General features: G+C 70.0%; 13 protein-coding genes. 7 read left to right on the forward strand and 6 right to left on the reverse strand.

The features are described from left to right. Nucleotides 1-2: 2 nt before the first annotated feature. The 4 genes from IBL25_RS10735 to IBL25_RS10750 all read left to right on the forward strand — a co-directional run bounded on the left by IBL25_RS10735 (nucleotide 3) and on the right by IBL25_RS10750 (nucleotide 3271). A complete protein-coding gene (locus tag IBL25_RS10735; RefSeq protein WP_187778545.1) occupies nucleotides 3-902 on the forward strand; it encodes an NAD(P)-dependent oxidoreductase in 900 nt (299 codons plus the stop codon). Between the two features lie 7 nt (nucleotides 903-909). After that, the gene (locus tag IBL25_RS10740; RefSeq protein WP_187778546.1) at nucleotides 910-1278 is read left to right on the forward strand and encodes a nuclear transport factor 2 family protein; all 369 of its coding nucleotides are present in this window, start codon (nucleotides 910-912) and stop codon (nucleotides 1276-1278) included. A 3-nt stretch (nucleotides 1279-1281) separates the two neighbouring features. Next, the gene (locus tag IBL25_RS10745; protein WP_187778547.1) at nucleotides 1282-2316 is read left to right on the forward strand and encodes a uroporphyrinogen decarboxylase/cobalamine-independent methonine synthase family protein; all 1035 of its coding nucleotides are present in this window, start codon (nucleotides 1282-1284) and stop codon (nucleotides 2314-2316) included. A gap of 73 nt (nucleotides 2317-2389) precedes the next feature. Next, a complete protein-coding gene (locus tag IBL25_RS10750) occupies nucleotides 2390-3271 on the forward strand; it encodes an SMP-30/gluconolactonase/LRE family protein (protein WP_187778548.1) in 882 nt (293 codons plus the stop codon). 12 nt (nucleotides 3272-3283) lie between these two features. On the opposite strand, the gene IBL25_RS10755 is transcribed toward IBL25_RS10750, so the two are convergent. Both IBL25_RS10755 and IBL25_RS10760 read right to left on the reverse strand, forming a co-directional pair. Beyond that, nucleotides 3284-4258 carry a Bug family tripartite tricarboxylate transporter substrate binding protein gene (locus tag IBL25_RS10755; protein ID WP_187778549.1) on the reverse strand — a complete coding sequence of 325 codons (975 nt, stop codon included), beginning with the start codon at nucleotides 4256-4258 and terminating at the stop codon, nucleotides 3284-3286. Between the two features lie 60 nt (nucleotides 4259-4318). Then, nucleotides 4319-5233, reverse strand: a complete 915-nt coding sequence (locus IBL25_RS10760; protein WP_187778550.1) for a LysR family transcriptional regulator — start codon at nucleotides 5231-5233, stop codon at nucleotides 4319-4321. Between the two features lie 111 nt (nucleotides 5234-5344). On the opposite strand from IBL25_RS10760, the gene IBL25_RS10765 reads away from it, so the two are divergent. From IBL25_RS10765 to IBL25_RS10775, 3 genes are read left to right on the forward strand one after another with little or no spacing between them, the layout of a single operon-like run. After that, nucleotides 5345-6415: an LLM class flavin-dependent oxidoreductase gene (locus IBL25_RS10765; RefSeq protein ID WP_187778551.1), complete on the forward strand. Its 1071-nt coding sequence runs from the start codon at nucleotides 5345-5347 to the stop codon at nucleotides 6413-6415. Then, nucleotides 6415-6708, forward strand: a complete 294-nt coding sequence (locus IBL25_RS10770) for a hypothetical protein (protein WP_187778552.1) — start codon at nucleotides 6415-6417, stop codon at nucleotides 6706-6708. The genes IBL25_RS10765 and IBL25_RS10770 overlap by 1 nt, the downstream gene beginning before the upstream one ends. 49 nt (nucleotides 6709-6757) lie before the next feature. Next, nucleotides 6758-7753, forward strand: a complete 996-nt coding sequence (locus IBL25_RS10775; protein ID WP_187778553.1) for a Bug family tripartite tricarboxylate transporter substrate binding protein — start codon at nucleotides 6758-6760, stop codon at nucleotides 7751-7753. Between the two features lie 37 nt (nucleotides 7754-7790). On the opposite strand, the gene IBL25_RS10780 is transcribed toward IBL25_RS10775, so the two are convergent. From IBL25_RS10780 to IBL25_RS10795, 4 genes are all read right to left on the reverse strand, one after another. Beyond that, nucleotides 7791-8549 carry a carboxymuconolactone decarboxylase family protein gene (locus IBL25_RS10780; protein WP_187778554.1) on the reverse strand — a complete coding sequence of 253 codons (759 nt, stop codon included), beginning with the start codon at nucleotides 8547-8549 and terminating at the stop codon, nucleotides 7791-7793. Further along, the gene (locus tag IBL25_RS10785) at nucleotides 8546-9901 is read right to left on the reverse strand and encodes an SDR family oxidoreductase (RefSeq protein WP_187778555.1); all 1356 of its coding nucleotides are present in this window, start codon (nucleotides 9899-9901) and stop codon (nucleotides 8546-8548) included. Before IBL25_RS10785 ends, IBL25_RS10780 begins: the two co-directional genes overlap by 4 nt. A 12-nt stretch (nucleotides 9902-9913) precedes the next feature. Beyond that, nucleotides 9914-10693, reverse strand: coding sequence for an SDR family NAD(P)-dependent oxidoreductase (locus IBL25_RS10790; protein ID WP_187778556.1), 780 nt, complete (start codon nucleotides 10691-10693; stop codon nucleotides 9914-9916). A 22-nt stretch (nucleotides 10694-10715) separates the two neighbouring features. Then, a partial coding sequence (locus IBL25_RS10795) for an acyl-CoA dehydrogenase family protein (protein WP_238940352.1) occupies nucleotides 10716-11393 on the reverse strand: 678 nt, incomplete at its 5' end.

The following is an 11393-nucleotide window of genomic DNA, read 5'->3' on the forward strand; positions in this document are numbered from 1 at the left end:
ACATGGGCGCGCTGGATGGCTGGAAGCTGGGCTGGATCGGTGTCGGCCGCATGGGCACGCCACTCTGCCGCCGGTTGCTGGAGGCCGGGGCGGAGGTCACGGCCACGGATACCGACCACACACGTATCGCCGCGCTGGCGCAGGAGGGTTTGCGCGCCGCCATGACGGCGGCGGGGCTGGCGGAGCAGGCGGACATCATCCTTTCCATGGTGCCGAATGACGCGGCGCTGCTGGCGGTGACGCTCGGCCCCGGCGGGCTGGTGGAGGCGATCCGCCCGGGGCAGGTCTTCATCGACCTCAGCACCGTCTCCCCCGCCACCTCCGCCCAGGTGGCGGAGGCCATCGCGGCACGCGGCGCGGATTACCTGCGCTGCCCCGTCTCCGGCAGCACCAGCACAGCGGCAACGGGGGCGCTGACCATTTTCGCCTCCGGCCCCGCGGCGGCGCTGGACCGCTGCGCGCCGCTGCTGGGCGTGCTGGGCAAGGAGACGCTGCGCTGCGGCAGCGCCGAGGAAGCGCGGGCGGTGAAGCTGATGGTCAATCTCGTTGTCGCCCTCACCCCCGCCATCATCGGCGAGGCCCTGGCCTTCGGTGGCCGCCTGGGCCTGGAATGGGAGGGGATGGTGGAGGCGCTGTCGAAAAGCGTCGTCGCCTCCCCTCTCCTCGCCTACAAGGCCGGGATGCTGAAGGCGCGGGACTGGACGCCCGCCGCCGATCTCGACCTCATCGCCAAGGATCTGGACCTCGCCCTGGCCGTCGGGCTGCGGGAGGGCGCGCCGATGCCGCTTTCCGCCCTCGCCCGGCAATTCGCCGCTGCCTATCAGGCGAGCGGCGAGGGCGAGCTGGATTTCTTCCGTCTCGCCACCTGGCCCGAGCGGCTGCTCGCGCCCAATCCCCGCTGAGGTATCCATGCAGGATGAGATCCGCGCCCTGGAAGCGCGGCGCTACGACGCCATGTTGCGCGGCGATGTCGATGCCCTGGCCGCGCTGCTGTCGGAGCGCGCCGTTTATGCCCATTCCGACGCGACGCGGGACAGCAAGGCGGAATACCTCGCCAGCCTTTCCACCGGCAGCCTGCGCTACCTGGAAGTGGGCCACAGCACGGAGATGGTGCTGGAAGCCGGGCCGGATTGCGCCGCGGCGCTCGGCCGCATGCATGCCAGCATCATCCGCAATGGCGCGGAGAAGCGCATCGCCAGCCTCACCCTCGCCGTCTGGGCGCGGGAGAGCGGCGAATGGCGCCTCCTTGCCTACCAGCCCACCGCCATGAAGGCCTGACGCATGACCAACACGCTTTTGCCCACCACCGTCGTCGGCAGCTATCCGCAGCCGGACTGGCTGGTGGACCGCAATGTGCTGGCACAGAACCTCGTGCCGCGCGTGCGCATGAAGCAGATGTGGCGCGTGGCCGAGGATGCGCTGGAACAGGCGCAGGATGACGCCACGCTGATCGCCATCCGCGACATGGAGCGCGCCGGGGTCGATATCATCACCGATGGCGAGATCCGGCGGGAAAGCTATTCCAACCGCTTCGCCCTGGCGCTGGATGGCGTGGACGTGGACAACCCCGCCCGCACCATGGGCCGCGCCGGCAAGGAAACGCTGGTGCCGCGCGTGGTGGGCAGGATTCGCCGCAACCGCCCGGTGGAGGTGCGGGATGTGGAATTTCTCGTCGCCAATACCGAGCGGCGCACCAAGATCACCCTGCCCGGCCCCTTCACGCTCTCGCAGCAGGCCTCGGACGAATACTACCGGGACGAGGAAGCCATGGCGATGGACTATGCCGCCGCCGTGAATGAGGAAGCGAAGGACCTTCTGGCCGCCGGCGTGGATGTCATCCAGTTCGACGAACCCTGGATGCAGGCGCGGCCGGAAGGTGCGGCGCGCTTCGGCGTGAAGGCGCTGAACCGCGCGCTGGAGGGGCTTTCGGGCGAGACGGTGGTGCATGTCTGCTTCGGCTATGCGGCTGTCGTGAAGGAGAAGCCCTCCGGCTATTCCTTCCTGCCGCAGCTCGCCGATTGCACCGCCGGCACCATTTCCATCGAGGCGGCGCAGCCGAAGCTCGACCTCGCCGTGCTGGAAGGGCTGCCGGGCAAGAAGATCATGCTGGGCGTGCTCGACCTCGGCAGCGCGGAGGTGGAGACAGCGGAGATGGTGGCGGAGCGCATCCGCGCAGGTCTCCGGCGCCTGCCGGCGGAACGGCTGGTGGTGGCGCCCGATTGCGGCATGAAATACCTCCCCCGCCCGCGCGCCTTCGGCAAGCTGCGCGCCATGGTGGAAGGCGCCGCGATCGTGCGGCGGGAGTTGCAGGGCTGAAGCACAGGGCGGCGCGTTGACCGATCGGTCAGCAGCGTGCATCCTGCCCGGCCGTAAGGCTGGAGCATGAGGCATGGCAATTTCCATCACGCGCCTGGGCGAGACCAAGGACCGCCTGGGCGAAGGCCCTGTCTGGGACACGGAAAGCCAGCGGCTGCTCTGGGTGGATTCGCTTGCCGGCGTGCTGCACCGGCTCAACCCCGCGACCGGCGTGCGGGAGGAGTTCGTGGTGCCGGCGCCGGTCGGCTCGCTGGCGCTGTGCCGCTCGGGCGGCGCCATCCTGTCGCTGCGGGATGGCTTCCACCGCTATGACTTCAACAGCGGGGAAGCGCGCCCGCTGGCCCCGCTGGGGATCGATCATCCCGATGTCCGGCTGAACGATGGCAAGGTGGACCGCCAGGGCCGCTTCCTGGCCGGCACCATGCACATCAACCGCCAGCCGGAGGAGAAGGTGCTGGGCGGGCTTTACCGGCTGGATGCCGATGGCACCGCCAGCTTGCTGCTGGAGGATATCGCCACCACCAACGGCCCCTGCTTCAGCCCCGATGGCCGCATCCTCTATGTCGCCGACAGCTCGCGCCAGGTGATCTGGGCCTGCGACTATGACACGGAGAGCGGCACGCCCTCCCGCCGGCGCCTCTTCGCCGACCTCAAGCCGCTGAACACCGCGCCGGATGGCGCCACGGTGGATGCCGAGGGGTATCTCTGGTCGGCGCTGGTCCGCACGGGGCAGATCGGCCGCTTCGCCCCCGATGGCCGGCTGGTGCGGCGCATCGACATGCCGGTGACCTATCCAACCAGCCTCAGCTTCGGCGGGCCGGCGATGGATGTGCTTTATGTCACCTCCATCTCCGCCACCGCGCGCTATGTCGCGCCGGAGCCCGAGGCCGGCGGGCTCTTCGCCATCGAGGGACTGGGCGTCACCGGCCTGCCCGAGCCCCGCTTCGCCGGCTGAGGCCCCGGGCGCCTATTCGATCCGCAGGCCGACGCGGCGGATGATGGCGCCCCAGGCCTCGGTTTCTTCGGCCATCAGGGCGGCGAAGCGCTCCGGCGTGTTGGTTTCCACCGTCGCGCCCTCGAAGGTCAGGTTCTTCCAGAGTTCGGCATCCTGCATCGTCTCGATGGCCGCCTTGTGCAGCCGCGCCTGTTCCGGCGCCGGCAGGCCCTTGGGCGCCAGCAGCCCGTACCAGTGCTGGTGCCCCGTGTCCTTCACGCCGGCCTCGGCGAAGGTGGGCGTCTCCGGCAACGCGCCCACGCGCTTGTCGCCGGTGACGGCGATGACCTTGACGCGCCCGTCCCGGATAATGGGCAGGTAGGCCGGGATGCCGTCGATGGCCAGCGGCAGGTCGCCGCTCATCAGCCCCTGCTGCATGGAGGCGACGGAGCTATAGGGTACGTCCTGCAAGTCGATCCCGGCGGCGATCTTCAGCGCCTCTCCGGTCAGGTGCGTGGAATTGCCGCGGCCGGTGATGCCGAAGTGCAGCGGCTCCGCCGATGCCTTGGCGCGGGCGATCACCTCCCGCATGTCCTTCGCCTCGAAGGAGGGGCTGGCATAGAGCGCCAGCCGGGTGCGGACCAGCATGGTGATGGGCTGGAAGTCCGAGGTCTTGTAGGGCAGCTTGCCATAGAGATGCGGATTGGCCGCGAAGGTGGTGGAGCTGCCCATCAGCAGCACCGAGCCATCGGCCGGCGAGCCCGCCGCATGGTCCGTGCCGATGATGGTGGAGGCACCGCCACGGTTCTCCACCACCACCGGATTGCCGAGCCGCTGCTGCATGCCGCTGGCCAGGTTGCGGGCGAACATGTCCGGCCCGCTGCCGGGGCCATAGGGCACGATGAGGCGGATGGGCCGGAGGCTTTGCGCGGCGCCGGGCCGGGCAGCCGCCAGGGCGAGCCCGCCTGCGAGGGAATACAGGGCACGGCGGCCCAGGATGATGGACATGGCTTGTTTCCTCCACGCGCGGTGACGCGGAGGCAACCTATGGACAGACCGACCGATCGGTCAACCTGGCCCGGCCATCACCCGCGGCAGGGCCTCGGCCAGGAAGTCCAGGAAGGCGCGGGTCTTGGCGGGCAGCAGCCGCGCCTGGTGGAAGACAGCGTAGATGCCCGCGCCGAAGCTGGTATTCGTCGCCTGCCATTGCGGCAGCACCCGCGCCAGCCGTCCCGCCCGCATGTCTCCCTGCACGGTGTAGTCGTCCAGCAGCGCGATGCCATGGCCGGCCACGGCCAGTTGCCGCAGCACCTCGCCATTATTGGTGGTGAAGCGGGAGGGCATGGGCAGTTCCTCCACCGCGCCATCCTTCAGGAAGCGCCAGACCACATCCTCCGGCCCGGTCCAGTAGGTCATGCAACGATGCGCCAACAGGTCGCGCGGCGCGGCGATGGCCGGCCGGCCGGCGAGGTAATCCGGGCTCGCCACCAGGATGCGCTCGCTGCGCAGCAGCAGGCGCTGCTTGAACTGGGAATCCGGCGGCGCGCCGATCCGCAGGTCGATGTCGAATTCCTGTTCCGAAAGCTGCGCCGGGCGCTCCGAAAGGCGCAGCTCAACCTTGAGTTCCGGGTAGCGGGCCTGGAACTCCGGGATCAGCGGCGTCAGCACGCGCATGCCGAACATCATGCGGGAATGGATGCGGAGCGAGCCGCGCGGCGTGCTCTGCAAGGCGCTGGCCGCGCCCTCCGCTTCCTTGATGTCCTGCAGGATCTGCTCCAGCCGGGCATAGTATTCCTGCCCCGCCTCGGTCAGCGCCAGGCTGCGGCTGGTGCGGTTGAGCAATTGCACGCCCAGCCTGGCTTCCAGCAGCGCCACATGCCGGGCCACCGAGGCGGGGGAAAGGCCGGCGCGCCGCCCGGCGGCGGAGAAGCTGCCTTCCCGCACCGCGCCCACGAAGAGTTCCATGGCCTGAAGGCTGCTCATGACCGCCCTCACCTTTTGAAAAAATCAGCAGATACTGATGATCCATAGCGTATTGTTGCATCGGATCACCAGGGCTTAGCCTCCCTTTGACTGAGGGAAGGAAGCAGGCCCATGGAATTCGGCGTTTTCATTCTGATGCAGCAGCGCGGCTATCATCAGACCTCCGACCAGGTTCTCCGCAACGCCGTCGAGCAGACAGTTGCCGCGGACCAGGCCGGCTTCGATGCCGCCTGGTATGCGGAACACCATTTCTCCAACTACGGCCTCTGCGCCTCGCCGCTGATGATGGTGGCGCATATGGCGGCGCTGACGAAGCGCATCCGCCTGGGCAGCGCCGTCTGCGTGCTGCCGATGTACCACCCGGCCCGCCTGCTGGCCGAGGCCGGCTTCGCCGATACCGTTTCCAACGGCCGGCTGGAGCTTGGCGTGGGCTCCGGCTACCAGAAGTTCGAGTTCGACCGCTTCGGCGTGAAGATCGAGGACGCGCCGGCGATCTTCAATGAGTTCCTCGACATCATCCAGCTCGGCATCAAGGAAAAGAGCTTCCACTACGATGGCAAGCATCTCCAGCTGCCGGAGACCTCCATCAGCCTGCGCACCAAGCAGAAGCCGATGCCGCCGATCTGGCTGGCCACCGGCCACCCGGAGACCCAGGCGCGCGCCATCCGCGAGGGCCACAACCTCTTCGTCACCGCGCTGCTGAACGGCACGGAGAAGCTGCACCAGATCCGGCAGACGCTGACCGGCATCGCCGCGAAGCAGGGCAAGGATATCGACGACACCAAGGTCGGCCTGCTGCGCTGCGCCTTCGCCAGCGACAATGAATCGGAGCTGCGCAGCTATGTCGAGAATGCCCGCTACCAGCGCCGCATCTCGGAAGCCCTGAAGTATCGCCGCGCCCAGTCCGACGACGGCTTCCTGGTCACCGAGGAGCCGGGCCAGAACGAGCCCTCGCTGGACGAGATCCGCGCCAACCTGCCGGTCGGCAGCGTCGATTACGTGGTCGAGCGGCTGGTGGAGGAGATCCGCATCCTGAAGCCGAAGCATATCGCGCTGCAGACCCAGCTTGGCGACTTCGACCAAAAGACCATGCTGAAGCAGATCGAGCTCTGGGGCAGCCGCATCATCCCCGCCGTCCGCAAGGAGCTGGGCGAGGACTTCTTCGCCAAGGCCGCCGCCTGATGCTGGTGCGGGTCGCGGCGGACGGCGCGGTGACGCTGGAGGAAGCCGACAACTTCCGGCGCTTCTCGGTCGGCGCCGCGCCCGGCGCACCGCTGGCCCGCGCCCTGGACGGCATCGCGCGGCTGGAGGGCGAGGCCCATGCCTGGGTCTCCCCCGCCGGGCTGCGCCGCCTGGCGCCCCAGGCGGGGCAGCCGGAATGGGAAGAGGGCTTCGGCAAGATGCTGGCCTATGCGGCGAGCAAGGGCTGGACCGACGCCGAAGGGGCTGTGCGGGCGCATATCGAGACCATCTGACGACCACCCCCGGGAAGAGGGGTGGCGCAGCGGAGGGAGAGTGACAGGAATGACGCTTTCGAAAGGCGCCGCGCCCGCACTGGGCCGGCGCGCGCTGGCTGTTGCGCTGGCAGGGCTGGCTGCCGCCGGCCAGGCCAGGGCGGAGGAGAATTTCCCTTCCCGCCCCATCCGCCTCATCATGCCCTATGGGCCGGGCAGCGAGCCCGATACGCTGGGCCGCATGCTGGCCCAGGGCATGGGCCCGGCGCTGGGGCAGCCCGTGGTGGTGGAGAACAAGGGTGGCGGCTCCAGCATGATCGGCGCCGAGGCCGCGGCGAATTCACGGCCCGACGGCTATACCCTGCTCTTCGGCGGCTCCACGGTCTTCGCCGCCAATCCGCATCTCTTCCAGAAAGTGCCGTACAAGCCGGAGCAGTTCCAGCCCATCACACTGCTGATGCGCGGGCGCATCCTGCTCTATACCAATCCGTCGCTGGGCTATGCCAGCGTGAAGGACTTGGTGGCCAAGGCCAAGGCGGCGGAGCAGCCGCTGCGCTTCGGCAGCACCGGCAAGGGCAACGGCACGCATCTCTCGGCCGAGCAGTTCAAGGTGCAGGCGAGGATCGATCTGACCGACATCGCCTATCGCAGCACCACCGACATGCAGCAGGGCATGCTGCGGGGCGAGATCGACCTCGCCTTCGACAGCGTCGGCCCCTACATCGCCCTGGTTCGCGAGGGCAAGATCCGGCCGCTGGGCACCGCCGGGCGGCAGCGCATCGGCATCCTGCCGGATGTGCCGACCTTTGCCGAGGAGGGCCTGCCGGATCTCGGCATGCCCTATTGGTACGGGCTCTACGCGCCCGCTGGCCTGCCGGCGCCGGTGCTGGCGCGGCTGCACGCGGCGGCGGTGAAGGCCATGGCGGACCCCACCCTGCTGGCCCGCGCCGAGCAGCAGGGCGCCACCATCGAGACGCAGGACCTCCGCAGCTTCGAGGCCATGAACCGCGCCGAATATGCTGCCTGGGGCAAGCTGATCGGCGCGCTGAACGTACGGCTGGATTGACGGCGCGGCCGCGGGGCTTTGTGCCCCGCGGCGCCCTTCACCGCCGCGCCGCCATGGCATCCATCAGGGCGGGCATGCCCACCGAGCAGGCATGCACGCCCAGATGCGCCGTCATCTGCAACACCTGCAGGATTTCCTCGCGGCTGGCGCCGATGCGCAGCGCACGGCGGATCTGCAGGCGTGTGGCCTCGGCATCCAGTTCCGTGAAGCAGGCGGCGAGGGCCAGGGAGATCAGGATGCGCGATTTCTCGTCCAGCCCCTCCCCTACCGCGCGGCAGGTCAGCAGCTCCAGCATCCGCGCGAAATAGGCGGGGTCGAGCCGCAGCATCTGGTCGCAGAAGCGCGGCCAGTCGCCGAAGCGCGCCTCGTACTGCGCCTTCAAGGCCTGCTGCGCCTCATCCAGCCTTTCGGGAATCTCCTGTCCCTCGGCCACCAGTTCCTCGGCGAGGATCTCGACGCCGCGCGCGACGCCATCCAGCCCCTGCGCCGTGGCCAGTTGCAGCACCTCCATGACCTGCGCCGGCGTGGCGCCGCGCTCCAGCGCGATGCCCATGTGCAGCCGCAGCCCGCTTTCAAAGAGATGCGTGGCCGAGCCATCCAGCGCCACATAGATCAGCTCGCACATCACCGGCGAGAGCGGCCCATGCGCCGCGGGATGGCCGGCGTAGCTGGCATAGGTGTTCAGGAAGTCCGGGCTCAGGCGCAGCAGCCCTTCCGTCCAGGGCTTCCAGTAGCCACGGGCGCGGATATAGGCGGCCTTCATGGCCTCCTGTTCCGGTGTCAGCGCGTCGCTCATGCGTCGAAGTCCAATCCACCATGGGCGCTCAGCCCGCCATCCACCGGCACGATGCCGCCGCTGACGAAGCCGGCGGCGGACGAGAGCAGGAAGGCGGCGACGGCGGCGATCTCCGCCGGGCGCGCCATGCGGCGCAGCGGCACGCGGGGCAGCAGGGTGGGCGCGTCGCCTTCCACCAGCCCGGCGGCCAGGGCATTCACGCGGATGCCGCTGGCGCCCCATTCGCAGGCCATGGTGCGGGTCAGCATACCCACCGCCGCCGCTTCCGGCCCCGCCGGGCCGGTATCGGCCAGCCCGATCTGCCCGGCGATGCCCGTCAGGTTGACGATGGCGCCGAACCCCTGGCCCAGCATGATGCGCCCCGCCGCCTGGGCACCGAGGAAGAGGCGGTCCAGATGGCCCGGCTGCCCGGGGGTGGGGTCGCTGTTCAACACCCCGTCCAGGCGCCCGTGCCGGCCCATCTCCGCCAGCGGCACCACGCGGGCGCCGCGTGCGCGCAGCATCCCGGCCAGGGCCTGGGCGACCGGCCCCTCCCCCACCGCGATCACCGGCGCGCCCGGCGGCGGCGCCGTGGGCGCCTTCCCCCGGACGATATTGGCATCCTCGCTGCCGCCATAGGCATGGGAGGCGCCATCGGCCACCAGCAGCGCCCCCGCCATGTAGCTGGCATCCGGCGAGGCCAGGTGCAGGATGGCGGCGGCGATCTCCTCCGGCGCGCCCATGCGGCCGAGCGGGATGCGCCGCGCCGCCTTGGCCGGGCCCACCCGGCCGTCGGCGATCAGCTTCTCCACCAGCTCGGTGCGGGTGTAGCCTGGGGCGATGGCATTGACCTGGATGCCATCCTTCGCCCAGGCGCAGGCCTGGTTGCGCGTCATGGCCACCACGCCGGCCTTGGAGGCGCTGTAGCCATTGCGCAGCGGGATGGCCCGCAGCGCCGCACCGGAAGCGACATTGACGATGGCGCCGCCGCCCTGTTGCCGCATCAGTGCCGCCGCTTCCTGCGCCGCGCGGGCGCTGCCATCGAGGTTCAGCGCCAGCAGGCTCCGGAAGCCCTCCGGCGTCTGGTCCACCACGCTGGTGCCGCCATCGATGCGCCCGGCATTGTTGACCAGCACATCCAGCCGGCCATGGCGCGCGGCGATGCCGGCGATCATCGCCGCCACCTGTGCGCCATCGCTCATGTCCACGGCGATGGCCTCATGGCCCGCGCCCAGCTCGGCGGCGCGGGCCTCGGCACGCGCGCCGTCGATATCGGCCAGCAGCACACGGTCACCGGCCTGCGCAAAAGCCTGCGCCGTCGCCCAGCCGATGCCGGCGGCGGCGCCGGTGACCAGCACGATGCGTCCCGTCATGGCGTGGGCGCCTTACTGGTTGCTGGTGGTGATGCCCCCGTCCACCGCCAGCACCTGGCCGGTGACGAAGCTGGCCTGATCGGTCGCCAGGAAGCAGATGGCCTTGGCGATATCCTCCACCGTGCCGAGGCGCCCCAGCGGCGTGCGGGCGATGCGGCGCTGGTCCTTCTCCTCGGTGCGGTGCTTGGCGGTGCCCTCGGTCGGCACGGCGGAGGGCGCGATGGCATTGACGCGGATGCCGCGCCCGCCAAGGTCCACCGCCGCCGCGCGGGTGATGCCCATCACCGCCGACTTGATGCCGCTATAGACGATGCTGCCGGGCGTGGAGCGCAGCCCGGCCGTGGAGGCGACATTGACGATGGAGCCACCCTGGTGGTCCCGCATCACCTCGCCCGCCGCCTGGATGCCCCAGATGACCGACTTGAAGCCGATCTCCAGCATCCGGTCCACGGTTTCCGGCGCGATATCCGGCAGGGCCTGGTAGCGCACCCAGGCGGCGTTGTTGACCAGGATGTCGAAACGCCCGGCCTTCTCCGCCAGGCCCAGCACCGCCGCGCGCATGCCCTCGCGCGAGGCGACATTCTGCGTCACGCCGATGGCCTTGCCGCCGGCGGCCTCGATCTCGGCCACCGCCGCATCGACGAATTCCGGCTTCAGGTCATTGATGCCGACAATGGCGCCCATGGCCGCCATGCGGCGCGCCGTGGCGCGGCCGATGCCATGCCCCGCGCCGGTGATCAGCGCGACGCGGCCGGCGAGCAGCCCGGACAGAGCCTGGTCCCCAGTGGTCATTCCTGTTTCCTCCAAGTCTCTGTCAGGCGGCTTCGATGAAGCTGGCGGCCACGGCCTCGCGCAGCGCGGGCACACTGCCCTGGGCCTCCAGCGCGCGGATGCGGCGCATGTAGCGGTGCACCGCCACTTCCCAGGTGAAGCCCATGCCGCCGAAAAGCTGCATGGCGCCCTCGGCGATGGAAGGGCCATGGGTGGTGGCGGCCAGGAAGGCGGTCTGGCGCGCCAGCAGCGCCGGGCCCGCCTCCAGCTCCACCGTGGTGGCGCGGGTGATGGCGCCGCGGATGCCTTCCAGCCCCAGCTTGTGCCGCGCCAGCAGGTGCCGCACAGCCTGGTAGGCCACCAGCGGCTTGCCGAACTGGCGGCGGGTGGAGACATGCTCGGCGGCGAGGGTGATGCAGGTCTCGGCCGCGCCCATGATCAGCGCGGCGCGCAGCACCAGGGCATCGGCCTCCAGCGCCGCGCGGGCACCGGCATCCAGCAACAGCGCGGGCTCGGCGCCCTCCAGCCGCAGCACCTGCTCCGGCACCGTCACGTCCAGCGTAACGGCCTGTTCCACCTGGCCCCCTTCGGCGGCCACCAGCGCCGCGCCGCCATCGGCCAGCGGCACCAGCACCCAGTCGGCCTCGCCGGCCATGGGCACGCGGCCCAGGGTGCCGCTGACGCGCCCGCCTTCCAGCCGTGCCGCGCCGCTCCAGGCGAT

Source organism: Pseudoroseomonas ludipueritiae (assembly GCF_014490445.1).
Taxonomy (GTDB): Bacteria; Pseudomonadota; Alphaproteobacteria; order Acetobacterales; family Acetobacteraceae; genus Pseudoroseomonas; species Pseudoroseomonas ludipueritiae.

Excerpts from the sequence above, each read along its gene's own strand:
- IBL25_RS10735 (WP_187778545.1), top strand. The coding sequence starts at position 3 with ATGGGCGCGCTGGATGGCTGGAAGCTGGGCTGGATCGGTGTCGGCCGC.
- IBL25_RS10740 (WP_187778546.1), top strand. The coding sequence starts at position 910 with ATGCAGGATGAGATCCGCGCCCTGGAAGCGCGGCGCTACGACGCCATG.
- IBL25_RS10745 (WP_187778547.1), top strand. The coding sequence starts at position 1,282 with ATGACCAACACGCTTTTGCCCACCACCGTCGTCGGCAGCTATCCGCAG.
- IBL25_RS10750 (WP_187778548.1), top strand. The coding sequence starts at position 2,390 with ATGGCAATTTCCATCACGCGCCTGGGCGAGACCAAGGACCGCCTGGGC.
- IBL25_RS10755 (WP_187778549.1), bottom strand. The coding sequence starts at position 4,258 with ATGTCCATCATCCTGGGCCGCCGTGCCCTGTATTCCCTCGCAGGCGGG.
- IBL25_RS10760 (WP_187778550.1), bottom strand. The coding sequence starts at position 5,233 with ATGAGCAGCCTTCAGGCCATGGAACTCTTCGTGGGCGCGGTGCGGGAA.
- IBL25_RS10765 (WP_187778551.1), top strand. The coding sequence starts at position 5,345 with ATGGAATTCGGCGTTTTCATTCTGATGCAGCAGCGCGGCTATCATCAG.
- IBL25_RS10770 (WP_187778552.1), top strand. The coding sequence starts at position 6,415 with ATGCTGGTGCGGGTCGCGGCGGACGGCGCGGTGACGCTGGAGGAAGCC.
- IBL25_RS10775 (WP_187778553.1), top strand. The coding sequence starts at position 6,758 with ATGACGCTTTCGAAAGGCGCCGCGCCCGCACTGGGCCGGCGCGCGCTG.
- IBL25_RS10780 (WP_187778554.1), bottom strand. The coding sequence starts at position 8,549 with ATGAGCGACGCGCTGACACCGGAACAGGAGGCCATGAAGGCCGCCTAT.
- IBL25_RS10785 (WP_187778555.1), bottom strand. The coding sequence starts at position 9,901 with ATGACGGGACGCATCGTGCTGGTCACCGGCGCCGCCGCCGGCATCGGC.
- IBL25_RS10790 (WP_187778556.1), bottom strand. The coding sequence starts at position 10,693 with ATGACCACTGGGGACCAGGCTCTGTCCGGGCTGCTCGCCGGCCGCGTC.